Annotated in this window: 23 protein-coding genes and 1 pseudogene; 13 read left to right on the forward strand and 11 right to left on the reverse strand. The window is 74.2% G+C overall.

The annotated features are described in order from the left end of the window. Window positions 1-60: 60 nt before the first annotated feature. Together OP86_RS03505 and OP86_RS33295 are read left to right on the forward strand one after the other, a co-directional pair. Window positions 61-1,581 (forward strand): CehA/McbA family metallohydrolase, encoded by a 1,521-nt coding sequence (locus OP86_RS03505; RefSeq protein WP_033330897.1) that lies wholly within the window; start codon window positions 61-63, stop codon window positions 1,579-1,581. A gap of 284 nt (window positions 1,582-1,865) precedes the next feature. Continuing rightward, entirely contained in the window at window positions 1,866-2,360 is a 495-nt protein-coding gene (locus tag OP86_RS33295; protein WP_051829634.1) for a hypothetical protein, read from the forward strand. Between the two features lie 27 nt (window positions 2,361-2,387). Here the strand turns inward: OP86_RS33295 and OP86_RS03515 are convergent, their stop codons facing one another. Then, entirely contained in the window at window positions 2,388-2,846 is a 459-nt protein-coding gene (locus OP86_RS03515; protein WP_051829659.1) for a DinB family protein, read from the reverse strand. A 317-nt stretch (window positions 2,847-3,163) separates the two neighbouring features. On the opposite strand from OP86_RS03515, the pseudogene OP86_RS03520 reads away from it, so the two are divergent. Further along, window positions 3,164-3,700: pseudogene (locus tag OP86_RS03520) on the forward strand (sigma factor-like helix-turn-helix DNA-binding protein); the annotation flags it as partial. 188 nt (window positions 3,701-3,888) lie between these two features. Further along, the gene (locus tag OP86_RS03525; protein WP_030058423.1) at window positions 3,889-4,701 is read left to right on the forward strand and encodes a class I SAM-dependent methyltransferase; all 813 of its coding nucleotides are present in this window, start codon (window positions 3,889-3,891) and stop codon (window positions 4,699-4,701) included. Between the two features lie 130 nt (window positions 4,702-4,831). Here the strand turns inward: OP86_RS03525 and OP86_RS03530 are convergent, their stop codons facing one another. Continuing rightward, window positions 4,832-5,497 (reverse strand): response regulator, encoded by a 666-nt coding sequence (locus OP86_RS03530; protein ID WP_030058422.1) that lies wholly within the window; start codon window positions 5,495-5,497, stop codon window positions 4,832-4,834. Between the two features lie 2 nt (window positions 5,498-5,499). Then, on the reverse strand, window positions 5,500-6,825 hold the full coding sequence (locus OP86_RS03535; RefSeq protein WP_234434762.1) for a sensor histidine kinase: 1,326 nt from the start codon (window positions 6,823-6,825) through the stop codon (window positions 5,500-5,502). Between the two features lie 291 nt (window positions 6,826-7,116). Here OP86_RS03535 and OP86_RS03540 point away from each other — a divergent pair, with 291 nt between their 5' ends. Further along, complete coding sequence (locus OP86_RS03540) at window positions 7,117-9,042, forward strand: FtsX-like permease family protein (RefSeq protein WP_078588411.1); 1,926 nt, start codon at window positions 7,117-7,119, stop codon at window positions 9,040-9,042. A gap of 71 nt (window positions 9,043-9,113) precedes the next feature. On the opposite strand, the gene OP86_RS03545 is transcribed toward OP86_RS03540, so the two are convergent. After that, the gene (locus OP86_RS03545; protein ID WP_234434763.1) at window positions 9,114-10,397 is read right to left on the reverse strand and encodes an MFS transporter; all 1,284 of its coding nucleotides are present in this window, start codon (window positions 10,395-10,397) and stop codon (window positions 9,114-9,116) included. A gap of 271 nt (window positions 10,398-10,668) precedes the next feature. Between OP86_RS03545 and OP86_RS03550 the strand changes: the two genes are divergently transcribed. Further along, entirely contained in the window at window positions 10,669-11,478 is an 810-nt protein-coding gene (locus tag OP86_RS03550; RefSeq protein WP_033330882.1) for an AAC(3) family N-acetyltransferase, read from the forward strand. Window positions 11,479-11,587: 109 nt separating this feature from the next. On the opposite strand, the gene OP86_RS03555 is transcribed toward OP86_RS03550, so the two are convergent. The 5 genes from OP86_RS03555 to OP86_RS03575 form a co-directional block, all read right to left on the reverse strand. After that, window positions 11,588-13,126 carry a M1 family metallopeptidase gene (locus OP86_RS03555; protein ID WP_030058416.1) on the reverse strand — a complete coding sequence of 513 codons (1,539 nt, stop codon included), beginning with the start codon at window positions 13,124-13,126 and terminating at the stop codon, window positions 11,588-11,590. 177 nt (window positions 13,127-13,303) lie between these two features. Beyond that, a complete protein-coding gene (locus tag OP86_RS03560) occupies window positions 13,304-14,176 on the reverse strand; it encodes a sulfurtransferase (protein ID WP_030058415.1) in 873 nt (290 codons plus the stop codon). A 136-nt stretch (window positions 14,177-14,312) separates the two neighbouring features. After that, entirely contained in the window at window positions 14,313-15,398 is a 1,086-nt protein-coding gene (locus OP86_RS03565) for a class I SAM-dependent methyltransferase (protein ID WP_030255141.1), read from the reverse strand. Between the two features lie 101 nt (window positions 15,399-15,499). Next, window positions 15,500-15,832, reverse strand: a complete 333-nt coding sequence (locus OP86_RS03570) for a hypothetical protein (protein ID WP_030058412.1) — start codon at window positions 15,830-15,832, stop codon at window positions 15,500-15,502. 171 nt (window positions 15,833-16,003) lie between these two features. Beyond that, on the reverse strand, window positions 16,004-16,897 hold the full coding sequence (locus OP86_RS03575) for a polysaccharide deacetylase family protein (RefSeq protein WP_051829636.1): 894 nt from the start codon (window positions 16,895-16,897) through the stop codon (window positions 16,004-16,006). A gap of 208 nt (window positions 16,898-17,105) precedes the next feature. Between OP86_RS03575 and OP86_RS03580 the strand changes: the two genes are divergently transcribed. Then, the gene (locus tag OP86_RS03580) at window positions 17,106-17,978 is read left to right on the forward strand and encodes an SAM-dependent methyltransferase (protein WP_078588413.1); all 873 of its coding nucleotides are present in this window, start codon (window positions 17,106-17,108) and stop codon (window positions 17,976-17,978) included. 47 nt (window positions 17,979-18,025) lie between these two features. Here OP86_RS03580 and OP86_RS03585 read toward each other — a convergent pair whose 3' ends face one another. After that, complete coding sequence (locus OP86_RS03585) at window positions 18,026-18,895, reverse strand: Fpg/Nei family DNA glycosylase (RefSeq protein WP_030255148.1); 870 nt, start codon at window positions 18,893-18,895, stop codon at window positions 18,026-18,028. Between the two features lie 132 nt (window positions 18,896-19,027). Between OP86_RS03585 and OP86_RS03590 the strand changes: the two genes are divergently transcribed. From OP86_RS03590 to OP86_RS03610, 5 genes are all read left to right on the forward strand, one after another. Next, window positions 19,028-19,489, forward strand: coding sequence for an SRPBCC family protein (locus OP86_RS03590; RefSeq protein WP_051829637.1), 462 nt, complete (start codon window positions 19,028-19,030; stop codon window positions 19,487-19,489). A gap of 98 nt (window positions 19,490-19,587) precedes the next feature. Further along, window positions 19,588-20,247 carry a hypothetical protein gene (locus OP86_RS03595; protein WP_030255151.1) on the forward strand — a complete coding sequence of 220 codons (660 nt, stop codon included), beginning with the start codon at window positions 19,588-19,590 and terminating at the stop codon, window positions 20,245-20,247. Window positions 20,248-20,344: 97 nt separating this feature from the next. Beyond that, a complete protein-coding gene (locus OP86_RS03600) occupies window positions 20,345-21,142 on the forward strand; it encodes a DsbA family protein (RefSeq protein ID WP_030255154.1) in 798 nt (265 codons plus the stop codon). Then, window positions 21,139-21,771: a vitamin K epoxide reductase family protein gene (locus OP86_RS03605; RefSeq protein WP_030058404.1), complete on the forward strand. Its 633-nt coding sequence runs from the start codon at window positions 21,139-21,141 to the stop codon at window positions 21,769-21,771. Before OP86_RS03600 ends, OP86_RS03605 begins: the two co-directional genes overlap by 4 nt. 67 nt (window positions 21,772-21,838) lie before the next feature. After that, a complete protein-coding gene (locus tag OP86_RS03610; RefSeq protein ID WP_030255160.1) occupies window positions 21,839-22,423 on the forward strand; it encodes a dihydrofolate reductase family protein in 585 nt (194 codons plus the stop codon). A 36-nt stretch (window positions 22,424-22,459) separates the two neighbouring features. On the opposite strand, the gene OP86_RS03615 is transcribed toward OP86_RS03610, so the two are convergent. Then, window positions 22,460-23,443, reverse strand: a complete 984-nt coding sequence (locus OP86_RS03615; protein ID WP_030058402.1) for an adenosine deaminase — start codon at window positions 23,441-23,443, stop codon at window positions 22,460-22,462. 171 nt (window positions 23,444-23,614) lie between these two features. Here OP86_RS03615 and OP86_RS03620 point away from each other — a divergent pair, with 171 nt between their 5' ends. Further along, on the forward strand, window positions 23,615-23,896 hold the full coding sequence (locus OP86_RS03620) for a DUF6158 family protein (protein WP_051829638.1): 282 nt from the start codon (window positions 23,615-23,617) through the stop codon (window positions 23,894-23,896). The last annotated feature ends 101 nt before the right edge of the window (window positions 23,897-23,997 follow it).

The raw sequence follows: 23,997 nt of genomic DNA on the forward strand, positions 1-23,997 counted from the left end.
CCCACCGGGCCCGCGCACCCCGCCGACCCCGGCCAGCCCGCGCACCCCGCCCGCCGCGACCTGCTCCGCACCGGCCTGGCCACCGGCGCCGGCACCGTCCTGGGCCTGGCCGCCACCGCCGGCGAGGCCGCCGCCGCGCCGAGCCCGAGCGACCGCGTCCTCACCCTCACCGGCCATCTCCCCACCGGCGCACCCGACTTCGTCTACCTCCCGGTCGAAGTCCCCGAGGGCGTCCGCGAGATCGCCGTCTCCTACGGCTACGACAAGCCCCCGGTCCCGGCCGGGACCCCCGGAAACTCCTGCGACATCGGCATCTTCGACGAGCGCGGCACCGACCTCGGCGGCCCCGGCTTCCGCGGCTGGTCCGGCGGCTTCCGCACCGAGTTCAGCCTCGCCCGCGACACCGCGACCCCCGGCTACCTCCCCGGGCCGGTCAACCCCGGCACCTGGCACGTCGTCCTGGGCCCGTACCAGATCGCCCCGCAGGGCCTGGAGTACCGCGTCCAGGTCACCCTCCGGTTCGGCCCGCCCGGGCCGCAGTTCACCCCGCGCTACCCGGCGGAGCGGGCCCGCGGCCGCGGCCGGGCCTGGTACCGGGGCGACTGCCACCTGCACACCGTGCACTCCGACGGACGGCGCCTGCCCGAGGAGGTCGCGGCCGGGGCCCGCGCGGCCGGCCTGGACTTCATCGTCTCCACCGACCACAACACCAGCTCCTCGCACGCCGTCTGGGGCCCGCTGGCCGGCCCGGACCTGCTGATCCTCCCGGGCGAGGAGATCACCACCCGCAACGGCCACTGGCTGGCCCTCGGCCTGGAGGCCGGCCAGTTCGTCGACTGGCGCTACCGCTCGCGCGACGAGGAGTTCCCGCGCTTCGTCCGCCAGGTCCACCGCTCCGGCGGCCTGGTGGTGCCCGCGCACCCGTACTGCCCGTACGTCGCCTGCCAGTGGAAGTTCGGCTACGACCAGGCCGACGCGGTCGAGGTGTGGAACGGCCCCTGGACGTACGACGACGAGTCCGCGGTGGACACCTGGGACGGCCGGCTCGCCGTCGCCCTGCGCGAGGGCCGCTCGTGGCTGCCCGCCCTGGGCAACAGCGACGCGCACAGCGAGCCGCAGGTGATCGGCTCCCCGCACAACGTGGTGCTGGCCGAGGACCTCACCCGGGACGCGATCCTGGACGGGCTGCGCGACGGGCGCAGCTGGCTCGCCGAATCCTCCGCCGTCCGGCTGGAGTTCACCGTCACCGGGCACGGCCGCCAGGCGGGCATCGGCGAGGACCTGACCGTCCCGGCCGACGCACCGCTGGACGTCCGGCTCACCGTCGCGGGCGTGCCCGGCGGCACCGTCCGGCTGATCACCGACGAGGGGCAGATGCACCAGGAGTCCCTGCCCGCCGACGGCTCCGGCACGGTGGTGTGGCGCACGACGGCCTCGCTCGCCGCGTACGTCCGGGCCGAGGTGCGCCACCCGAAGGCGGACGGCACGCCGGGCAGGGGCAACGCGATGGGCCCGGACCTGCCCTGGGGCCCGATGGCGGCGCTCACCAACCCGATCGTCCTGCGCACCGAGGAGCACTGACCCCCGGCGCCCCTCCGCCGTCCCTCCGCCGTCCCTCCGCAAGCGCCCCGCCGACCCCCCACCAATCCCCCGCCGACCCCCCGTGATCTCCCCCGGTACCCCGTCCGCCCGCCGGGCGGGGGACGACTCGGGGCACCCGTTTGGACTAGGTTGATCCTCGAAACACATCAGTCGTAGGGACGAGGCGGTCTGCTGTCCGGATCCGTGCCGACCAGCTCCTTCGCACTCCGACCGCCTCGCCCCGGCTACCCGCCCCTCCCCGGCCCGCGAAGGGATCAGCAGCTGTGAACCGTACGACCGTAGGTGGGCCGGAGCTCGGGGGCGGCCGCGGCGCCGGTGGCGTCCTCGTCCTTGTCGACCCGTCCGGGGCGGGGGACAGCCCGGTCGCGGAGTTGCTCGCGCGGGAGCTGAACCCGAGCGTCCACCTGCGGACGGCCGACTTCCTGCGGGTCATCCGCAGCGGGCAGCTGCCGCCCCACCTGCCGGAGGCCGGGCGCCAGAACGCCACCGCCCTGGCCGCCGCCGCGCAGGCCGCCTTCGCGTACGCCACCCGCGGCTACCAGGTCGTGGTCGAGTGCCCGGCCGTCCCCGCCGCGCTCGACACCTTCCGCCGGGAGAGCCGCGCCACCGGCACCGCACTCCACTACGTCGTGCTCCACGCCGGCCCGGCCCCGGACGGCGGCTCACACACCATCGACACCGGCGACCTCACCACCGAGGCCGCCGCCGAGTCCGTCCTCGCCGCCCTCACCCGCCGCACCCACCTCCTCGGCTGGTAGCCGCCCCTCCGAGGACGGGCCCGGGGACTACGCCCCGACCACGCCGTCGATCGCCTCGCGCAGGAAGTCGGCGTGCCCGTTGTGCCGGGCGTACTCGTGGATCAGGTGCAGCATCACCAGCCGCAGTGAGACCTCGGCGTCCCACCGGGCCTGGTAGCCGGTGACGTCGAGGCTCTCGGCGGCGCCTTCGATGCGCCGGGCGTGCTCGACCTCGGCCTGCCAGGCGGCGAAGGCCTCGGCCCGGGTGGATCCGGTGGCGTCGTACGCGGCCTGGTAGTCGCCGTCCGCGGACCAGACCAGCGGGAGGTCCTCACCGTCGATCACCCGGCGGAACCAGGTGCGCTCCACCTCGGCCATGTGCCGCACCAGGCCGAGCAGGGTCAGCGTGGACGGCGGGCTGGACCGCTGCCGCAGCTGTTCGTCGGTCAGCCCCTCGCACTTCATGGCGAGCGTCGCCCGGTGGAAGTCCAGGAAGCCGCGCAGCATCTCGCGCTCGCCGCCGGTCAGCGGCGGTGCGGGGCGTTCGTCGGGGACGTTCACGGTGTCGTTCTCCTCAAGTCTCGTCAGGTCTCGTCAAGATCGCCGGGAATCCTCGCGGACTCTAGCGAACCCGGCCGTCCGCCCGACGGCGATTTTTTTTCTCCCGCCTGTCACATCCGCCCGTCCTCCGGTGTCTTCATGCCCGAACAAGCACGAACAAGCATGAACAAGCATGAACAAGCCACCCCACGAGGAGGACACCATGGCACTCCGCCTGCCGAAGGCCCAGCTGCCCACCGAGCTCAGCGAGAACATGATCAAGGCTCGGGCCGACCGAGCGGGCGGTGTTCGTGCTGCGCGAGGTCTTCGAGCTGCCGTACGAGGAGATCGCCGAGGCCCTCGACAAGACCCCGGCCGCCGTGCGGCAGGTCGCCCGGCGGGCCCGCGGCCACGTGGCCGCCCGGCGGCCCCGGGTGCGGGTGAGCCGCTCCGAGCAGGAGCGGGTGGTGGAACGCTTCCTGGAGACTCTGCGCACCGGTCGGCTGCAGGACCTGATGGAGGTCCTGGCGCCGGACGTGGTCCTGATCGCCGACGGCGGCGGGATCGCGGCGGCCCTGCTCGCCCCGCTGCACGGCGCCGAGGCGGTGGCGGCCCTGCTCGCGCGCGCCCACCGGGCGCCGGTCCGGTTCGACACCGAGCCGGTGTGGCTCAACGGCGCACCGGCCGGCCGGATCGACCTCGGCGGCGAGCCGTCGGTGGTCAGCGTCACGGTGGAGGACGGCCGGGTCACCCGGGTCTACATCGTGCGCAACCCCCGGAAGCTGACCAGGCTCGACGCCCCGGCCGACCTCTCCCGGTAGCCGCCCCCGGTCGCGCGGTGGTGTTACGAGCCCCCTCGGAGCACCACCGCGCCCCTTTCCCACCGAGCACATCGGTCCATCACGTACCGTGTTCGGACCACCACCGGTTTGGGTACGTACCTCGGCGCGTCCGACGCCGGGCGCCCGCCGAGCAGGAGACGCCCACCGAGCAGGAGACCGAGCGGCCCATGGACCACAACCGCATCCCCCCGACCGTACGCCAGACCTACGGCGCCGGCGATCTATCCAAAGCCGCCAGCTTCGCAGGCGGGTTCATCAACTTCGGCGACTGGCACGGCATCGACCTCACCGCCCCCACCCCCGACGACCGGGTGCACAGCCAGGAGCAGCTGTACCGCCGCGTCCTGCACACCTTTCCCGAGCCGCGCGAACAGCTGCGCCTCGTCGAGGTCGGCAGCGGACGCGGCCTGGGCACCGCCCTCGCCCTGCGCGAGTTCCGCTTCGCCGCCGTCACCGGCGTCGACATCCACCCCGACCAGGTCGAACGGGCCCGCGCCGTCAACGCCAAGGCCCTGGCCACCTACCCCGACCGCCTCGCCTACGCCATCGGCGCCGCCGACGAACTCCCCTCCCCCGACGCCTCCCTGGACGGCCTGTACTCCGTCGAGGCCGCCCAGCACTTCCGCGAACTCACCGGCTTCGCCCACGAGGCCGCCCGCGTCCTGCGCCCCGGCGGCCGGCTCGCCGTCACCACCTTCTTCGCCGCCGAGGGCGCGGAGGTCGCCGAGCGCCTCAGCATCCTGCTCGCCAGTTTCGCGGACGGACTCGACGTCCCGCACACCCTCGCGGGCTTCACCGCCGACCTCGCCAAGGCCGGGTTCGCCGACGTCCGCACCGAGTCCGTCGGCTCCGACGTCTGGCCCGGCCTCGACCGCTACCTCGTCGACGCCGTCCCGCCCGGCCACTGGACCCGCAACTTCCTGCCCGCCTGGCGCGACGGCCTGCTCGACTACCACCTCGTCACCGCCACCCGCCCCTGAGCCGCCGAACCCTGAAGCACCGAACCCTGCGCCGCCGAACGCCGAGAGCCTCCGGGCCCGTGACCGGACAGCCCGTCCGCTGCCCTGAGCGGGCGGGCGCCGGCGCCCCGGCCCGTCCGGGCTGCCGGCGTCAGGCCCGGAGGAACTCCAGCACCGCCAGCACCCGGCGGTGCGTCTCCTCGGCCGGCGGCAGGTCGAGCTTCATCAGGATGTTGCCGATGTGCTTGCCCACCGCCGCGTCCGACACCACCAGCGCCCGGCAGATCGCCGCGTTCGACCGGCCCTCCGCCATCAGCGCCAGCACCTCGCGCTCGCGCGGGGTGAGCCGCTCCAGCGGGTCCCGGCGGCGGCGCAGCAGCTGCCGTACCACCTCCGGGTCCACCACGGTGCCCCCGGCGGCCACCGTGCCGACGGCCGCCACGAACTCCTCGACCTGCCCGATCCGGTCCTTCAGCAGGTAGCCGACGCCGGTGCCGTCCCCGGCGTCCAACAGCCGGGCCGCGTACGAGCGCTGCACGTACTGGCTGAGCACCAGGACGGGCAGCCCGGGGGTGCGTTCGCGCAGTACGAGGGCAGCCCGCAGGCCCTCGTCGGTCTGGCCGGGCGGCATCCGGACGTCGGTGACGACGAGGTCCGGCCGGTGGTCCTCGACCGCCGCGCACAGCGCCCCGGCGTCGCCGACCGCCGCCACCACCCGGTGCCCGAACCGGGCCAGCAGGTCGACCAGTCCCTCGCGCAGCAGCACGCCGTCCTCGGCGACCACCAGCCGCAGGCCCTCAGCCGTCGGTCCGCTCATCGTCACACCCCTCTTCCGTCGATCGGAGTGCAGGGGATCTCCACCCGCACCAGGGTCGGCCCGCCGGGCGGACTGCTGACCGTCAGTGTGCCGTCCACGACCGCGATCCGGTCGGCCAGCCCGGTCAGCCCGGTGCCGCGCTCAGGGTCCGCGCCGCCACGGCCGTCGTCCGCCACCTCGACGGTCAACCACCCCTCGGCGTAGCGCCCTTCGACGCTCGCGGTGCTCGCCCCGCTGTGCTTGGCGATGTTGGCGAGCGCCTCGGTGACGACGAAGTAGCCGGCCGACTCGACCGGCGCCGGCAGCCGGCCGGGCAGGTCGAAGCCGGTGGTGACCGGGATCGGCGAGCGGTCGGCGGCGTCCCCGCAGGCCTCCGGCAGGCCGTGGTCGGTGAGTACCTGCGGATGGATCCCGTTGATCAACTCGCGTAACTCGGCGAGCACTTCGCCCGCCTCGCGCTGGGCCGCGGCGAGCCGGGCGACCAGCGGGCCGTCGGCCGGAGCGTCCAGCCGGGCCAGCCCGAGCGCCATCGTCAGGGCCACCAGGCGCTGTTGGGCTCCGTCGTGCAGGTCGCGCTCGATCCGCCGCCGCTCCGCCTCGAAGGCGTCCACCAACCGGGCCCGGGAGCGCACCAGTTCGCCGATCCGCTGCTCCCGCCCGCCCGGCGCCAGCACCAGCCGGACCAGCGACGCCCGCGCGGCAGCCACCACCGCCACCGGGTAGGCCAGCAGCGGAAGCAGCAGCAGCCCGGCCAGTCCGAGCAGTGCGGCGAGCACCGCCGAGTGCACCTCGACCACCTTCAGCACGTTCACCTGCTCGCCGTCCAGCACGAGCAGCGGCAGCGCGGCGACGAGGTAGCCGGGTACGGCGAGGACGCAGCCGACCACCGCGAGGTCGATCGGCCAGAGCACGAACGCGGCGAGCAGCGCGAAGCCCAGCTCCCGCCAGGTCGCCTGCTCCCGGTAGCGCAGCCGTAACCAGGCCGCCAGGCCCGGGCGTTCGGGGACGCGGTGCGGATTCGCGACCCGCCCGCCGTCCAGGTAGCGGACCAGCCGGCGCTCCCAGGCCGCGGTCGGCAGCCCGGCCAGGCCCAGGGCCGCCGCCAGCGGCACCCCGACCAGCACCGCCGCCAGGGCCCCGGCGACCACCGCCGACAGCAGCAGCCCGGCACAGAGCAGCAGCCCGCTCACCCCGGTGACCAGCAGGTATCCGGCCGCCCGCCAGGGAGCCGCGGAGCGCAGGAAACCCGCGCGGGCCACCGATGCCCAGGCGCTCCCCGTACCGTGCTCGTCCCCCGCGACCGCCCCGGCCACCGCGCCCCCGCTCACCCTGTCCCCCTGTCGCAGAAGTCCACCCGTACACCACCGCCCACCCTAGGGTCTGTCCTCGAACTCCCGCCCGCCCGGCGGACAACGGGAGTTCGAACTCAGACCCTAGGCAGCGCGCCGCCGCCCGGCGGTAGGGCCCGGCCTACCTTCCCCGGCCTACCTTCCCCGGCATTCCGACCGCCGCCGGCCGCCGACGCCGGTGCCGCCCGCGGCGGGTAGGGCCGCCCCTACCGTCAGAAGTAGGCCCTGGCCTGCCGACCGCCCCCGGCCCGGGCCGGTTCGCTGGACGCCATGAGAATGCTGCGGCTCGCCCTCGCCTCCCTGACCACACGCTGGCCCTCCCTGCTCGGTGCCTTCCTCGCCCTCGCCCTCGGCGTCGCGATGACCGCCGTGACGCTGCTGGGCCTGGCCGCCGCGGTCGACGCGCCGCCCGGCGGCGGGGAGTCGGTCTCGCTGGTCGCCGCGCTGGGTACGGCGGGCGGGGTGAGCGTGTTCGTGTCGGCGTTCGTGGTCGCCTCCACCTACTCCTACGCGGTCGTGCGGCGCCGCCGCGAGCTGGGTCTGCTGCGGCTGGCCGGCGCCACCCGGGCGCAGGTCCGCCGTACGGTGCTCGCCGAGGCGCTGCTGCTGGGCGCGGTGGCGTCCGCCGTCGGCTGCGTGCTCGGCCGGTTCGGCGCTCCCGTGCTGATCCGGTGGCTGGCCGGGGTCGGCATGGCCCCGCCGGGCTTCGCGCCGAGCGGTGCCCTCTGGCCGCTGCCCGCCGCGTTCTGGACGGGTCTGCTGGTCGCCCTGGCCGGGGTCGCGGTGGCCGCCCGCCGGGCGGGCCGGGTCGGCCCGCTGGACGCCCTGAGCGCGGCCGACGCCGACACCGGGGTGCTGACCCTCGGCCGCCTGCTGCTCGGCCTCGGCCTGCTGCTGGGCGCCGCTGCGCTCGCCGGCACGGCGCTCGCCACCGACCCGGCGGACCTGCTGCACCGCAAGACGTACACCACCCGGCCGATGTGGCTGATCTGCGCGTGCGGCCTGCTCTCCCCGCTGCTCGCACCGCCGCTGGTCCGGGGGCTCGGCCTGCTGCTGCCCGCGCGGCTGTGCGGCCACGCGGGCCGGCTGGTGCGCGCGAACGCCGGCTCCGCGCTGCGCCGTACGGGCGCGGTGGCGGCGCCGGTGCTGGTGGCGGTGGCGCTGACCGGTTCGCTGGCGGGCGCGCTGGACACCGTGAGCGCCGCCCGCGCCGCCGAGGCCGCCGCCCGTACCGGGGCAGACCTCGTCGTCGTACCCGCCGCCGGTCTGGTCGTGGTGCCCGCCGCCGCGCCGCCGGGGCGGCTGGTCACGGCCCTGGGCGCCGTCCCGGGCGTGGACGCCGTCTCCGCGACCGCGCCCACCCGGCTCGCCCTGGTCGAGCCGGACGGCGTCACGGTGCGCGCCGAGGCCCGCGCCGCCGACCCGGCCGGCCTGGCCGCCCTCGCCCGGCTCCCGCTGCTGGCCGGTGCTCCCGCGGCCCTGGACGACGACTCGCTGGTGCTGCCCGCCGAGTGGGGCCGTACGGTCGGCGAACGGGTGCCGGTGGTCCGGGCCGACGGCAGCCGGACGGCCCTGCGGGTGGCCGCCGTGCTGCGCGACGGCCTCGCCGCCGACGGGCTGTACGTGACCGCCGCCAACGCCCCGGGGGCCCGTGTCGACCGGATCGAGCTCCGGCTCGCGCCCGGCGCCGACCGTACGGCAGCGCTCGCCGCAGCCCGCGGCGCCGCCCGGCCGTACGGAGCGGCGGTGCTCGCCCGGGCGGACTGGCTCGCCGTCGCCGCGCCTCCGAGCGGCCGGATCGCCTGGCTCCGTACGGTCCTGGTGCTCGGCCTGGCCCTGGTCTATACCGGGATCGCGCTCGCCACCACGCTGCTCACCACCACGGCGGACCGCCGCCGCGAACTCGCCCTGCTCCGCCTGGCGGGCGCCACCCGGGCTCAGGTGGTGCGCCTGGTGACCGCCGAGTCGGTGCTGGTCGCGGCGGTCGGCGCGGTGCTCGGCTGCGCCGTGACGGCCACCCAACTCGGTACCATGCACGCCGCGTTGGCCGTCCTCGGGGTACCCGCGCCGTGGGCGCTGCCGTGGCGCCCGGTCGGGCTGGTGGCGGCCGGGGCGGTCGGGCTGGCGGTCCTGTGCGCCGCCCCGGCGGCCGGCTGGGCCCTGCGCACCCGCCCGGTCACCGCCGCCGCCCGCTGATACCGGCCACCGACAGCCGCTGACCGCCGCGCCGTTCTCCGGCTCAGCCGACCGCCGCGCTGTTCTCCGGCTCAGCCGACCGTCACGCCCGCCCGCCGCACCGGCTCGGCCCCGGCGGCCGCCGGGCCGGCCAGGGCCGCCAACCGCCGCAGGCTGGCCCGGCGCTGGAGCGCACCGAGGCCGACGGTCGCCGCGCCGAGGGCCAGCCAGCCGGCCGGACCGGCCGCCATCACCACACCGGTCAGCAGCAGCGGGCCCGCCGACTTCTGCACCGACTGGGACATCCCGGCCACCCCCAGGTAGGAGGCCTGGGCGCGCGGCGGCGCCAGCGAGACGGCCAACTCCCAGGAGCTGACCGAGCGCAGCAGCTCCGCCAGGGTGACCAGCATCGCCGCGCCCAGCAGCGCGAGCGAGGCCGTCCACGGCCCGCCGCCGGTGGCCAGGACGATCAGCAGGCAGCTGCCCAGCAGCGTCGCCCCGTACCAGCGCACCGCCGCGGCCGCCCCGCGCGGGCCCTCCGCCCAGGCCGAGACGCGCAGTTGCAGCAGCACCACGAGCACCGTGTTGAGGACGAGGAAGACCGGGACGACGGCGTGCGGCGCGCCGGTGTGGTGGACGAGCCAGAGCGGCAGCCCGACGTTGAGGATCGAGTCGTCCAGGTTCAGCGGCATGTCCAGCAGGACGAACAGCAGGTAGCCCCGGTCCCGCCAGGGGCTCGGCACGGCCGACGGGTCGCCGGCCGGCTGCTCCCCGGAGGCCGCCGCGACCAGGCCGTGCCCGGCGGGCTCCCGGGTGCGCCAGACCAGCGCGGCGGCCAGGACGTACGAGAGCCCGTTGGCCAGGATCAGTGCGCGGTAGGCGGTCGTGGTGCCGACCGCCAGGCCGATCGCCGAGACGCCCGCACCGAGCGCGTACCCGGCGTTGGCCACGCTGCGGAACAGCGCCTGGTAGGTGCCGCGCCGCTCGCCCGCGACGCGGGTGGCGAACAGCATCTCCAGGGTCTTGGCGGCCCGCTCGGCCAGGCAGGTCAGGGCGACCGCGGGCAGCAGCGCGGCGAAGTCGTCGACCACCAGCAGCAGGCCCATCGTCCCGAGCCGCAGCAGGTGGCACCCGATCAGCAGCCACCGCACGGGCACCCGCTCGGCGGCCCGCCCGGCCAGCGGCGATCCGGCGATCCCCGCCGCGGCGCCGACGCCCAGCAGCAGGCCGAGCTGCCGGGCGTCCATCCCGCACACGTAGGTGAAGTAGAGCACCGAGGCCGCCGCCCACACGCCGGTGCCGGTCCGGTCCACGCACTGCGCCAGCAGCATGATCCGCGCGTCCCGTCCGCCCGGCGGCTTCCGCAGCTGCGCCATCAGTCCGTTCCCCCGCATGGCAGGCCCCCGTCGCGTGATCGACATCAATCTTGACATCAAGATACTTCACATCGAGAGAGTTCCGGAACCCCCGGCCTGACCTGCTCTGGACGCCCTGCAGTCCCCCGAGGCGCTCAGCCTGGTCACCGACCACCCAGAGCTCACCGGCTGACGCAGGGTGCCCCCGTCCTGACCGATTGTCAGTGGTACCCGCTATGGTCGGCGCCGAACGATCGCACCAGCACCAACACCGGCACCGCCAGGGGGCACCATGACCACACCGGGCACCACCCCGCTCACCACCGCCGACCTCGTGGAGGGCTGGCGCCGGGTGGGCGTCCGCGAGGGCATGGCGCTGATCGTGCACTCCTCGCTCTCCAGCCTCGGCCGGGTCGAGGGCGGCGCGGCGGCCGTGGTGGCCAGTCTGCGCGAGGCGGTCGGGCCGTCCGGCACCGTCGCGGTGCCCACCTTCACCACCGACACGGTCCGCGACCCGGCCCCCGAGCAGGTCGGCCCACCCGGCCCGGAGACCGCCGAACGGCGGGCCGCCGTCCCGCTGTTCCACGCCGAACTCCCCTCCCGCACGGGCGCGGTGGCGGAGGCGCTGCGCACCCTGCCGGAGAGCCTGCGCAGCACACACCCGCAGGTGTCGGTCGCCGCCGTCGGCGCGCACGCCCGGGAGGTCACCGCCCGCCGCTCGCTCGGCTTCGCGGTCGGCCGCGAGTCGCCCTTCGGCGCGCTGCACGACCTCGGCGGGTACGTGCTGCTGGTCGGTGTCGGGCACAACCGCAACACCTTCCTGCACTACGCCGAGACCTTCGCGCCCAACCGCCGGCTCAAGCTCCGCCGCTTCCCGATGGCGATCCAGGGCGAGCGGGTCTGGATCGAGGCGCCGTGCGTCGGCGACGACAACGACACCCACTTCCCGCTCGTGGGGCGGGAGTTCGAGGAGCAAGCCGGCATCCGCGAGGTGCTGGTCGGCGACGCGCCCTGTCGGCTGGTCCCGGTCCGCGACCTCATACCCTTCGCCGTCCGCCGCCTCACCGAGCTGCTGGCGGCGGACGGCTCCGGAGCGGCATAGCGCCCGTCCCCGAAGCCCCCCGGGGGGGGGTGACGGCGAGCCCGGGCCCGGCCGGCCGCTCCCGCGCGAGCGGCCGACCAGGCCCGTCACCTGGGCACCCGTCCGGGCGTCAGTGCCCCGCGTCGTGCAGCGAGTTGGTCTCCTGGATCTTCTTCCAGGACTTGGGCTCGGCCGGCAGCTGCCCGTCGGCCTTGTCCGCACCCGCGCCCGCACCCGGCGCGAGCGAGGCCGCCGCGGCGGCGCCCGCCGGCACCGGCCCGGTGGCCGGCTTCGCGGCGGTGAACAGCCAGGTGTCGAAGAGGTCGCCGAGCTTCTTGCCGGAGACCTTCTCGGCGTACGCCCGGAACTCCGGGATGGTGGCGTTGCCGTAGCGGCGCTCGGTCGGCCAGCCCTTGAGGATCGCGAAGAACTTCTCGTCCCCGACGGCGTTGCGCAGCGCCTGGATGGCGACCGCGCCCCGGTCGTACACGGCGCCCGCGAACTGGTTGTCGGGGCCCGGATCGCCCGGCTTGACGGTCCAGAACGCGTCGTCGGCCGGATGCGAGGCGTAGACGTAGTCGGCCAGCTCCTGCGCGGTGCCCTCGTTCTCGTGCTCGGACCAGAGGAACTGCGCGTACCGGGCGAAGCCCTCGTTGAGCCAGATGTCGCTCCAGCGCGAGAGCGAGACGCTGTCGCCGTACCACTGGTGGGCCAGCTCGTGCACGACCACCGAGGTGTTGGAGCCCTTCGCGAACTGCCGGGGGCTGTAGAAGACCCGGGTCTGGGTCTCCAGCGCGAAGCCGGTCGGGACGTTGGGGACGTAGCCGCCGACCGAGCTGAACGGGTAGTCGCCGAAGTAGCCGCTCAGCCAGTCGACCAGCTCGCCGGTGCGCTCGACGCTCGCCTTGGCCGCGTCCGTGTTGTCGCCGAGGTCCTTGCTGTACGCGTTGTAGACCGGCAGCCCGCTCGGCGTGGTGTCCGTGGTGACGTCGAACTTGCCGACCGCGAGGGTGGCCAGGTACGTCGCCTGCGGCTTGTTCTCGCGCCAGCTGTAGCGGGTCCAGCCGGCCTGCGAGGAGGTGCCGGCCAGGATGCCGTTGCTGATCACCTGGTTGCCGTCCGGCACCAGCACCGAGACGTCGAAGGTGGCCTTGTCGCTCGGGTGGTCGTTGCTGGGGAACCACCACCACGCCGACTCGGGCTCGCCGGCCGCCACCGCGCCGTCCGGCGTGCGCAGCCAGGCGGTGAAGCCGTACTTCTTCACGGTGGACGGCACGCCCTTGTAGCGGACCACCACGGTGGCCTGGCTGCCCTTGGCGAGCGGCCGGGCGGGGGTGACCTCCAGCTCCTGCTCGCCGCTGGTCGTGAAGGTCGCGGGCCGTCCGTTGACCCGCACCTCCGAGACGTTCAGCGCGAAGTCGAGGTTGAACCGGGAGAGGTCCTGGGTCGCCGTGGCCAGGATGGTGGTGGTGCCTTCGAGCTCGTCGGTGGCGGGCTGGTACTTCAGCCGGATGTCGTAGTGCGAGACGCGGTATCCGCCGTTGCCGTAGGTCGGGTAATAGGTGTCGCCGACCCCGGCCGCGCCGGGTTGGAAGTCGGCTGCCGAGGCGGGAACGGCCAGGAACAGGCTCAGGGCACTGGCAGCAGAGACGATCAGCCTCTTGCGCACGTGGTCCTCCAGGGATCACCGGAACGATGGGTCGGATCGATCCTTGTCCCGGTGATCCCCGATCCACTCCCCAGTTGTGAGATGTTCATGAAAAGAAACGCGCCGAAATGACGCCGTCGCGGCACGGCCGCAACGGCGTCACGATTCCCCACCCACCCCTCAGGCCCTGCCTACCCCTCAGGCCCCGATCACCACCGGCGCCCGCACCAGCGAGCCGTACTCCGTCCACGAGCCGTCGTAGTTCTTCACATGCGGGTACCCGAGCAGCTCGGTGAGGGTGAACCAGGTGTGCGCGGACCGCTCGCCGATCCGGCAGTAGGCGATCACCTCGCGCTCCGCCTCGACCCCCTTGCCCGCGTACAGCGCCCGCAGCTCCTCCGCCGAGCGGAACGATCCGTCGTCGTTGGCCGCCTGCGACCACGGGATGTTGACCGCACCCGGGATGTGCCCGGGCACCTGCGCCTGCTCCTGCGGCAGGTGCGGCGGCGCGATCAGCTCGCCCCGGAACTCGGCCGGCGAGCGGACGTCCACCAGCACCGCGTCCGCGCCTGGCTTGGCGAACACCTCGGCCTTGGCCAGCACCTCGTCCCGCAGCGCCCGCAGCTCAGGCCGCTCGGGCCCGGTCAACCGGTAGCCGGTGTGCTGGTAGTCCATCACCTCCTGGACGAGCTCCCGGCCCTCCAGCTCCCACTTCTTGCGCCCGCCGTCCAGCAGCCGCACCGGCCCGAAGCCGCGCAGCCGCAGCAGCCAGTAGGCGTACGCGGCGAACCAGTTGTTGTTGCCGCCGTACAGCACCACGGTGGTGTCGTCCTCCACCCCGGCCGCCCGCAGCAGGTGCTGGACGCCCTCGCGGTCGGCGTAGTCGCGGCCGACCCGGCTGTGCAGGTCGGTGTTCCAGTTCCAGCCGACCGCGCCGGGGATGTGCGCCCGGTCGTACGCGGTGGTGTCCTCGTCCACCTCGACGATCCGGATCGTCCCGTCGTCCAGGTGGCGGGCCAGCCACTCGGTGCCGACCAGCGTCTCGGGGTGTGCGTAGCCGTTGCCGGTCATCCCAGGCCCTCCTTCGCTCCGCCCAGGGGTGCGCCGACCGGGCCTCCGGGCGCACACACCGGCGCACCGCGAACGGGCCGGACACACTTCGAACGTACGTCGGGGAGCACCTCGCGGCCACCCCGGCACGGCCCGGTCAGGCCGCCGCTCCCGCCCCGTCCAGCCGCGCCACGTAGTAGAGGTTCAGGATGTCCCCCTCGGCCTGCTTCACCTCGACCGACCGGAACCCGGCCTCGGCCAGCATCCGCCGCGCGGTCTGCTCGCCCCAGACCGTCCCGAGCCCCTCGCCGCCCTCGCCGAGCGAGACCGTCATGCAGTAGAAGGTCGAGAAGGTGTAGAGCGCGGGCGCCAGCGGGTGGTCGATGTTCTCCTCCAGCTTGCTGCTGGCGGCGACGTCGCCCATCAGGAAGACCCCGTCGGGCCGCAGCGCGCCCGCGATGGCGGCCAACGTGCGGGTCGGGTGGGCCAGGTCGTGGATCACGTCGAAGGCGGTGACCAGGTCGTACTCCCCGGTCAGCGCGGCCGAGTCGGCGACCTCGAACCGGGCGTTGCCGAGGCCGAGTTCGGCCGCCGAGGCGCGGGCCGCGGCGATGCCGTCCGCGGAGATGTCGATGCCGGTGAAGCGGCTGGCCGGGAAGGCCGCGGCCAGCACGGTGACGGCGTGCCCCTGGCCGGTGCCGACGTCCACCGCGTCGATCCCGGCCCGCAGCCGCTCGGTCAGCCCGGGCACCAGCGGCACGATCCCGTCCACCAGGGCGAGGTCGTACACCCGCGCCGACTCCTCCGACTGCAGCCCCTGGAACCGCGGGTACGCCGAGTAGGGCATCCCGCCGCCGATGCGGAAGTGGCCGAGCAGTTCCTGCTCGACCTCGCCCATCATTCCCAGGAACGGCATCATGGCCGCCATGTTCTCCGGCCCGGCCGCCCGGGTCAGTGACGCGGCGTGCTCGGGCGGCAGCAGATAGGTGCGCTGCTGCGGGTCGTACTCGACGAAGCCGGCGACGACCATCCCGCCCAGCCATTCGCGCACGTAGCGCTCGTTCAGCCCGGCGGCGCGGGCGATCTCCTCGCTGGTCGACGAGGCGAGGCCGGCCATCAGGTCGAAGAGCCCGATCTGGTGGCCGATACTGGTCATCAGCCCCACGCAGGCGTCGTTGAGGACCTCCACCACGTGGCCCGCGAAGGCCTCCTGCTTCTCCGAGTCCAGTTCCCGTACGGACATCGTTCCTCCTCCGCGGCCGGGACGGCGAACCCCCTCCTTGTCACGCTACGCCGCTCCCCCGCACCGCCCCAGCCGGCGGTGCGGGGGCCCCGGGGGCCGGCTCAGGAGAAGATCACGGAGCGGAACTTCAGGCGGCCCCCGAGCCTCTTGCCGGGGTTCATGACGTAGAAGACGCTGCCCGTGCAGTCGAAGTCGAGGAAGACCGTGGCCGTCGAGGTGGTGAAGTTCTCCGGCGCGAAAGCCGGGTCGATCTCGGTGGCCCCGAACACGTTCTCGCACACGCGGCTCTGCGGGTCGGCGATCCCGGCCGGAACGCCGGGGAGGCGGCCGACCTTGTAGAGGAAGTCGCCGGTGGCAGCGTTGGCGGAGGTGGGGACGGCGAGGACGAGGCAGATAGCGCTGGCGGCGGCGAGAACGGTGTTGCGCAGACGCATGGGTGAGGGCCTTTCAGGTGGTACGCGGCGGTACCTGGTTAATTGGTGCGAGATCACCCTAGAGGCCCAAAATCCGAAGAAACGGTTCTCCCAATCCACCCGTTCGGGTGGTTTAAGCGGAAAAGCCGCGACCCCACCGCCCGCCGGAGTGCATTCAGTTGGGCAGTCCACTCAGTTGGGCGGAGCCGTGAAGAAGTACCCCGAGTCGATGAGCACCGGCAGGTACGCCTTCAGCGCCGCCACGGTCTGCGAACGGTCCCCGCCGCCGTCGTGGTTGAGCACGATCGAGCCGGGCCGGACGTCCTTGAGGATCCGCTCGGTGATCACCGAGGTGCCCGGCCGGGCCCAGTCCCTCGGGTCCACCGACCAGCCCATGTTCCGCATCCCGAGGTCGGCGGCCACCTTGAGCGAGACCGGGGACCAGTCCCCGCCCGGCGCCCGGAACCAGGTGGGCAGCCGGCCGGTGGTCCGGTGCAGCAGGTCCGAGGTCCGCTCCAGCTCGTCCCGCGCCTGGGTGTCGGACAGATGCCGCAGGTCCGGGTGGGTCCAGGTGTGATTGGCGATGTGGTGGCCGCGGTCCGCGATCTCCCGCACCAGGGCCGGGTGCTCGACGGCGTTCTCGCCGACCAGGAAGAAGGTCGCCCGGATCCCGTACTGCTGGAGCAGCGCCAGCACGGTCGGCGTGTACCGCGGGTCCGGCCCGTCGTCGATGGTGAGCGCCACCACCCGCCGCGCCGCGTCCAGCTCGTACACCGGCTTGCTCTCCGCCTCGCTGAGCACCTTGTGGACGGGCACCACACCCGGAGCGGTAGCCGACGAGGAGGCCGTGGCCGAGGGGGCGCCGGACGGCGGCGCGGACGGGGACGCCGCACCCGGGGCGGCCGCCGAGGGCACCCCCGACTGCGCGGCCGGTACGGCGCCCGGTGCCCCGTCAGGCCCGGCCGGGACCGCCGGGAGGGCACTCTCGTCCACCCCCGCCTCGGCGCCGCCCTCCCCGCCGCTCCAGGGGCTCCGGCAACCGGCGGCCGCCCCCAGCAGGGACATCCCGGCCGCGACCAGCAGCAATCTTCGCGAAGTAATCTGACGATCTGACAGCATTCTTGATGCTTCCCCCGGCGCTCACCGCCGCTCCCCGGCGGTGACCCCGACGGACCCGATCACCACTCCGACGGCCCAAGCCCACCCCAGGGCCGGGCGGACGCTCGACCGCCTGCCGGGGGCCGCTACGCTGTGCCTTCCCCCGTGTGATGATCCGCCATCAGAGGACGTGGCCATGACGACGAGTCAGGACTTCTCCCAGCAGGGCCCGCAGGACGACGCCACCGAGCTGAGCCAAGCCGAGCTGAGCCAGTGGGAACGTTTCGGCGTCGACACCACCACCCCGCACTCCGCGCGCGTGTACGACTACTGGCTGGGCGGCAAGACCAACTTCCCGCCGGACCGCGCCATGGGGCAGGCCATCGAGCAGGCCGTGCCGAGCATCAAGGAGATGGCCAAGGCCAACCGCGCCTTCCAGGGCCGGGCCGTCCGCCACCTGGCCCGGGAGCACGGCATCCGCCAGTTCCTCGACCTCGGCACCGGCATCCCCACCTCGCCCAACACCCACGAGATCGCCGAGGCCGTCAGCCCCGGCACCCGGGTCGTCTACGTCGACAACGACCCGATCGTGCTCGCCCACGCCCGGGCGCTGATGGTCTCCAGCCCGGCCAGCCGCACCACCTACATCCACGCCGACCTGCGCAAGGCCGAGGAGCTGTTCGCCGACCCGGCGCTCACCTCCACCCTCGACCTCACCCAGCCGGTCGGCCTGCTGATGATCGCCGTGCTGATGCTGATCGCCGACGAGGACGACCCGTGGGGCCGGGTCGCCGCACTGCGCGACGCCCTGCCCGCGGGCAGCTGCATCGCCCTGACCACCCCCACCCCGGACTTCGACCCGGAGGCCGTCGGCAAGGTCGCCGAGGCCGCCCGGGCCGGCGGGATGACCCTGGTGCCGCGCGGCTACGACGACGTGGTCCGCTTCTTCGACGGCTGGGAGCTGGTCGAGCCGGGCGTCGCCCCGGTCCTGGCCTGGCGCCCGGACGGCGAGCCCCCGGCGGACCCGAAGGCCGCCTACTACTGGGGCGGCGTCGCGATCAAGCGCTGAGCCGTCGCCGGGCGGGGCAGGCCGGTACGTACGGGCTCGGCGGGGCCTCACTTCAGCAGCCGCGACAGCCGCCGGTCCGCCAGCGGCTTGCCCCCGGTCTGGCAGGTCGGGCAGTACTGCAGCGAGGAGTCCGCGAAGGACACCTCCCGCACCGTGTCCCCGCAGACCGGGCAGGGCTGCCCGGTCCGGCCGTGCACCCGCAGCCCGAGCTTCTTCTCCGCCTTCAGCTCCCCCGCCGCCAGCCCGCGCGAGCGCTCCACCGCGTCGCGCAGCGTGCTGCCCAGCGCCTCGTACAGCCGCGCCGTCTCCTCCTCGGTCAGTCCGGACGCGAGCTTGTACGGCGACATCCGGGCCGCGTGCAGCACCTCGTCCGAGTAGGCGTTGCCCACCCCCGCCAGCACGCTCTGGTCCCGCAGCACGCCCTTGATCCGGCGCCGGTCACCGCGCAGCAGGGCGGCGAAGGCCTCCGGGGTGAGGCCCGGGTCCAGCGGGTCCGGGCCGAGCCTGGCCACGCCCGGCACCTCGGCCGGGTCCTCCACCACGTAGACCGCGAGCCCCTTCTTCGTCCCGGCCTCGGTGAGGTCGAAGCCGTCCCCGGCCTCGCCCGCCAGGCGCAGCCGCAGCGCCAGCGGGTTCCTCGGGCTCGGGTGCGGGGGCTCGGCGGGCAGCGCGTCCTTCCAGCGCAGCCAGCCGGCCCGGGCCAGGTGGACCACCAGGTGCAGCCCGCCGGCCTCGATGTCCAGGAACTTGCCGCGCCGCGTCACCGGGCCGACCGTCCGCCCCTCCAGCGCCGTCACCGGCGGGTCGTAGGTCTTCAGCGCGCTGATCGCCACCGGCTGCACCCGGGCGATCACGCGCCCGGTCAGCCGCTCGGACAGGAAGTCGCTCAACGCCTCGACCTCGGGCAGCTCCGGCATGCGCCCAGTCTCCCCCAGCCCGCCGCCCGGCGCGCGCTCTGCCCCGGCCCCGCGCGCTCCGCACCGGGCGGCCCCTTTGGCCACTCCCCGCTGGGAAGCGCAGGCTGGAACGGAGGGAGGTGCCCCGCCGCCATGAGCACCCTTGAGGAACAGATCGACATCGCCGTCCCCGTCCTCGCCGCCTGGGAGCAGCTGCACCGGGTGCACGAGTACCCGCAGTTCGTCGACGGCGTCCGCACCGCCCATCCGCACGGGCGGAACCTCGCCCACCTCGGGGTGGCGGTCGGCAACGCGGAGCGCTCGGTCGACACCGAGATCACCGACCGCGGCCGGGGCCGGGTGATGGCCTGGCGGACGCTGGACTCGCTGCGGCTCAGCGGCGCCTTCGCCCTGCTGCCGCTCGACGCGCGGCACACCCGGCTGCAGATCCGGGTGGAGTACGACCCGGAGGCCGTGCACCGGGCGTTCGGCGGGCCGCGCGGCTTCGCCCTGGCCGGGGCGATCGAGCGGACGGTCCGCGAGGACCTGCGGCACTTCCGGGAGCTGGTCGAGGCCCGGGTGAGCGCGGCCGACGAACCCCCGCAGGAGCCGTAAGAACCGCATAAGCCCAGCTCAGCGCGGGTGGTGAGGCTCTTCACAGCGCACCGCCGACCCGACCGTTCCACTTTCAACCTGTGGCAGACTCGGATGCCATGCACATCGGCCCGGTCACCAGGACGCTCCGCGCGGCGGTCTTCGCCGCGCTGGTCGTGCTGCTCGCCGGGCTCGGCCAGGTGCTGGTCACCGGCCGCGCGCTGCCCCTGGGCCCGATGGTCGTGGCCTCGGCCGCCGTGTTCGCGGTGGCCTTCGCGCTCGCCGGGCGCGAGCGCGGCTACCCGGCGGTCGCCGCGGTGTTCCTGCCGCTGGAGCTGGGTGTCAGCGCGCTCTTCGACGTCGCCCAGAGCAGCTGCCCGTCGCTGCCGCCCGGTGCCGGGCACGGCCTCCAGCCGCTGCTGTGCGGCGGCGGTTCGCTGGGCGGCTTCCTGCTCGGCCACGGGGTCTCCCAGCAGACCGGCGTGCTGCTGCTCCTGCTGCTGCACACGGTGATCGCGCTGGCCGGCGCGTACTGGCTGCGCCGCGCGGACGCCGCGCTGGCCGACCTCGCCCGGACGGTCCGGATGCTGGGCGAGTTCCTGCACCGGCACCTCCCGGCGGCGGCCCACTGGCTGCTGCTGCTCGCCGCGCCCGTCCTGGCCCGGCCGGTGGCCCGGGTGCCGTTCCCCCCGGCCAGCCGCGCGCTGGTCCCCGCCGAGGACGTCGTCGTCCGTCCGGCCGTCCGGCGTGGTCCGCCGGTGCTCGCCCTGGCCGCCTGAGCCCCCATTCCCGCTCAGCCGGCCGTCTCTCCCCCCGCGCAGGCCCCGACCGGTCGCGCCCGCACCCGTACGCCAGAGAGCACAGGACGACACCCCCATGAGCAACACCCGCAAGACGATCGACCAGAAGACCTCCGCCACCGAGCGCATGCGCTCCGCCCGGGCCCAGGCCGAACGCTCCGACCGGATCCGCCGCCGGGTGGTGGTCGGCGGCGCCTCGGCCGCCGTGCTCGCCCTCGCGGCGGGTGTGGCCTTCGCCGTCGGCGGCTCCTCCGGCTCCGGTTCGGACGCCGCCGCGAGCGGCCCGCTGGTCCTCCCCGCCAACGCGACCGGCGCCGGCGGCACGGTGATCACCTACGGCAAGGCGGACGCGCCGCACACCCTGGAGGTCTACGAGGACTTCCGCTGCCCGTTCTGCGAGCAGCTGGAGACCACCACCGGCAAGACCATCCAGCAGCTCGCCGACGCGGGCAACTACAAGGTCGAGTACCACCTGGCGACGTTCCTGGACAAGAACCTCGGCGGCAAGGGCTCGCGCACCGCGCTGGCCGCCGCCGGTGCCGCGCTGAACGAGGGCGTGGACAAGTTCAAGCAGTTCCACGACGTGCTCTACGCCAACCAGCCCGACGAGCGCAGCGACGCCTTCGGCGACGTCAACCACCTCCTGGACCTGGCCGGCCAGGTGCCCGGGCTGAAGACCGACTCCTTCGTCAAGGCCGTCCAGGACGCCACCTTCGCGCCGTGGGCCGCCAAGGTCAACGAGGAGTTCGACAAGAGCGACGTGACCGGCACCCCGACCGTCAAGCTGGACGGCAAGAAGCTGGACGTCCTCACCAACGGCAAGGCCGTCTCGCCCGAGCAGTTCACCGCGATGGTCAAGCAGGTGACCGGGTGACGGCCGCCCCCGGGGCCGCCGCCCCCGCCGTGCGGACGGCCCACGGCGCGAGCCGCCCGTTCGCCTGGCTGCTGCTGGTCGGCGGCGCGGTCGGCCTGTTCGCCTCGGCGGTCCTCACCCTGGACAAGATCCGGCTGCTGAAGGACCCGTCGTACGTCCCCAGCTGCAACATCAATCCGATCATCAGCTGCGGTTCGATCATGCGCAGCGAGCAGGCCGAGGCCTTCGGCTTCCCCAACTCGCTGATCGGGCTGGTCGCCTTCGGGGTGGTCGTCGCGGTCGGCGCCGGGCTGCTCGCGGGTGCGACGTACCGGCGCTGGTTCTGGCTCGGCCTGCAGGCCGGGACGGTCTTCGGGATCGGCTTCGTGAGCTGGCTGATGTACCAGGCGCTCTACCGGATCGGCGCGCTCTGCCCGTACTGCATGGTGGTGTGGGCCGCGGTGATCCCGCTGTTCTGGTACACCACGCTGCACAACCTGCGCTCGGGGGTGATCCCGGTGGGCCCGCGCCTGCGGGTGGTCGTCCGGGAGGCGGCCCGCTACCACTGGGTCGTCCCGGCACTGGGGTACGCGGTCGTCGCGCTGCTGGTCCTGAACCGGTTCTGGTACTACTGGAGCACCCTGATCTGATCCCCCGTCCGCCGTCTGCCCGCGCCTCCAGGGGCGGGCGGCGGACCCTTCCTCCCGGTGGGGTGCCATGCGACGCAGGATCGTCCTCTTCGTGTCCGTCTCGGTCGACGGCTATTTCGAGGGCCCGGACCACGACCTCGGCTGGAACCTGGTCGACGACGAGGTGCACACCCACTTCAACCGGGAACTCGCCCGGATGGGTGCTTTCCTCTCCGGCCGGGTGACGCACGAGCTGATGGCCTCGGTCTGGCCCACCGCCGACCAGGACCCGGCCGCCGACGCCCCGATGCGCGAGTTCGCGGGCATCTGGCGCGCGATGCCGAAGGTCGTCTTCTCCCGCACCCTCGACCACGCCGACTGGAACACCACGGTCGTCCGCGAGGTCACCCCCGAGTCGATCGCCGCCCTCACCGCCGGCCCGGGCGGCGACCTCTGCCTCAGCGGCGCGAACCTGGCCGAGTCCTTCCTCGCCCAAGACCTGGTCGACGAGTTCCGCCTCTACGTCCACCCCGTCGTCCTCGGCCGCGGCACCCTCTTCTTCCGCCCCACCGAGCACCCCACCCCGCTCGCCCTGAAGGACACCCACCGCTTCACCAACGGCGTCACCCTGCTCCACTACGTGCGCAGCGGCCCGTCACCCCTCGACGGGTGACGGGCCGCTGCGGCGGGCACGTCGGGGCCGGGCCGCTCAGAAGGTGAACTCCTCGACCTCCGCGAGGAGTTCGGCCCGGCGACGGTCGCCGATGAACGAGGCGCGGAAGGAGTTGGCGGCCAGTCGGCGCAGGGTCTCCTGGTCGAGGCCGAGGGCCTCGCGGACGGCGCGGAAGTTGTCCTCGACGTAGCCGCCGAAGTACGCCGGGTCGTCGGAGTTGACGGTGACCAGCAGGCCGGCGTCCAGCATCTCCCGCAGCGGGTGGTCGGCCAGCGTGTCGATGCAGCGCAGGCGGACGTTGGAGAGCGGGCAGAGGGTCAGCGGGATCTGCTCGCGGACCAGGCGGGCGACCAGCTCGCCGTCCTCCAGGCAGCGCAGCCCGTGGTCGATGCGCTCCACGCCGAGGACGTCCAGGGCCTCGGTGACGTACGAGGCCGGGCCCTCCTCCCCCGCGTGGGCGACGCGCCGCAGCCCGGCCTCGGCGGCCCGGCGGTACACCTCGCGGAACTTCGCCGGCGGGTTGCCGACCTCGGCCGAGTCCAGGCCGATGCCCGTGATCCGGTCGAAGTACGGGCGGGCGGCCTCGAAGGTCTCCAGCGCGGACTCGGCGGACTCGTCCCGCAGGAAGCACATGATCAGCTGGGTGCTGATCCCGTACCGCTCCTCGCTGCGCTCCAGCGCCGCGGTCAGGCCGTCCACCACCACGCCCAGCGGCACCCCGCGGGCGGTGTGCGCCTGCGGGTCGAAGAAGATCTCCGCGTGCCGCACGCCCTGCTCGGCGGCCCGCGCCAGGTAGGCGTCGGCGAGGTCGGCGAAGTCCTCCTCGGTGCGCAGCACGGCCATCAGCGCGTAGTAGAGGTCCAGGAAGGACTGCAGGTCGCTGAAGGAGTACGCGGTGCGCAGCTCCTCGGTGTCGGCGTAGGGCAGCCGGACGCCGTTGCGGGCGGCGAGCTCGAAGGCGAGTTCGGGCTCCAGGGTGCCTTCGATGTGCAGGTGGAGTTCGGCCTTGGGAAGCGGCATGGGCGTGTCCGAGCGGTAGCGGGGCGGCACTGAGCAGGTACGGAAGGATTCATCCTATGATCCGCACCGCGGTGGCGGGCCCGGCGGGCAGCTCCCGGAGGTCGAACGGGTGCACCGGCGGCGGTCGGCGGGCACCCTGTAGGAGGGGACTTCCGCCGAGGAGGCACCGAGATGCGGCACGCCGACGACCCGCACATCCGGCCCGCGGGCATCTCCCCGCACGCCCTGGGCAACGACACGCTCCTGCACGAGCTGGAGCAGCTGCACCGCACGCGCCACGAGACCTTCCTGTACGGCTCGGAGGACGCGCTGAAGCGCCACACGCTGCGCACCGGGGAGCTGGAGGCCGAGTACCTGCACCGCTTCCCCAACCGGCAGGTCACCGCGGCCAGGACCAGGGCCGGCGCCCGGGCCCGGGAGGCGGCGGCCCGGGTGGAGTCGCTCCCCGAGTGAGCGGCCCGGCCCGCACAACCGGCGGGACACGCCGGGCGCGCCGTGGCGTGCCCGGAGCCGGGCCGTCGGGGAGGGTGTGAGGGCAGACGCACCGGACCCAG

Source organism: Streptomyces novaecaesareae (genome assembly GCF_000716875.1).
GTDB classification, from domain to species: domain Bacteria; phylum Actinomycetota; class Actinomycetes; order Streptomycetales; family Streptomycetaceae; genus Kitasatospora; species Kitasatospora novaecaesareae.

What these genes read in the sequence shown, in the direction of transcription:
- OP86_RS03545 (WP_234434763.1), bottom strand. Translation starts at nt 10,397, where the DNA reads ATGGCGCAGCTGCGGAAGCCGCCGGGCGGACGGGACGCGCGGATCATG.
- OP86_RS03560 (WP_030058415.1), bottom strand. Translation starts at nt 14,176, where the DNA reads ATGACCGGCAACGGCTACGCACACCCCGAGACGCTGGTCGGCACCGAG.
- OP86_RS03515 (WP_051829659.1), bottom strand. Translation starts at nt 2,846, where the DNA reads ATGCTGCGCGGCTTCCTGGACTTCCACCGGGCGACGCTCGCCATGAAG.
- OP86_RS03525 (WP_030058423.1), top strand. Translation starts at nt 3,889, where the DNA reads ATGGACCACAACCGCATCCCCCCGACCGTACGCCAGACCTACGGCGCC.
- OP86_RS03580 (WP_078588413.1), top strand. Translation starts at nt 17,106, where the DNA reads ATGACGACGAGTCAGGACTTCTCCCAGCAGGGCCCGCAGGACGACGCC.
- OP86_RS03585 (WP_030255148.1), bottom strand. Translation starts at nt 18,895, where the DNA reads ATGCCGGAGCTGCCCGAGGTCGAGGCGTTGAGCGACTTCCTGTCCGAG.
- OP86_RS03565 (WP_030255141.1), bottom strand. Translation starts at nt 15,398, where the DNA reads ATGTCCGTACGGGAACTGGACTCGGAGAAGCAGGAGGCCTTCGCGGGC.
- OP86_RS03590 (WP_051829637.1), top strand. Translation starts at nt 19,028, where the DNA reads ATGAGCACCCTTGAGGAACAGATCGACATCGCCGTCCCCGTCCTCGCC.
- OP86_RS03595 (WP_030255151.1), top strand. Translation starts at nt 19,588, where the DNA reads ATGCACATCGGCCCGGTCACCAGGACGCTCCGCGCGGCGGTCTTCGCC.
- OP86_RS03620 (WP_051829638.1), top strand. Translation starts at nt 23,615, where the DNA reads ATGCGGCACGCCGACGACCCGCACATCCGGCCCGCGGGCATCTCCCCG.
- OP86_RS03600 (WP_030255154.1), top strand. Translation starts at nt 20,345, where the DNA reads ATGAGCAACACCCGCAAGACGATCGACCAGAAGACCTCCGCCACCGAG.
- OP86_RS03550 (WP_033330882.1), top strand. Translation starts at nt 10,669, where the DNA reads ATGACCACACCGGGCACCACCCCGCTCACCACCGCCGACCTCGTGGAG.
- OP86_RS03615 (WP_030058402.1), bottom strand. Translation starts at nt 23,443, where the DNA reads ATGCCGCTTCCCAAGGCCGAACTCCACCTGCACATCGAAGGCACCCTG.
- OP86_RS03570 (WP_030058412.1), bottom strand. Translation starts at nt 15,832, where the DNA reads ATGCGTCTGCGCAACACCGTTCTCGCCGCCGCCAGCGCTATCTGCCTC.
- OP86_RS03540 (WP_078588411.1), top strand. Translation starts at nt 7,117, where the DNA reads ATGAGAATGCTGCGGCTCGCCCTCGCCTCCCTGACCACACGCTGGCCC.
- OP86_RS03610 (WP_030255160.1), top strand. Translation starts at nt 21,839, where the DNA reads ATGCGACGCAGGATCGTCCTCTTCGTGTCCGTCTCGGTCGACGGCTAT.
- OP86_RS03530 (WP_030058422.1), bottom strand. Translation starts at nt 5,497, where the DNA reads ATGAGCGGACCGACGGCTGAGGGCCTGCGGCTGGTGGTCGCCGAGGAC.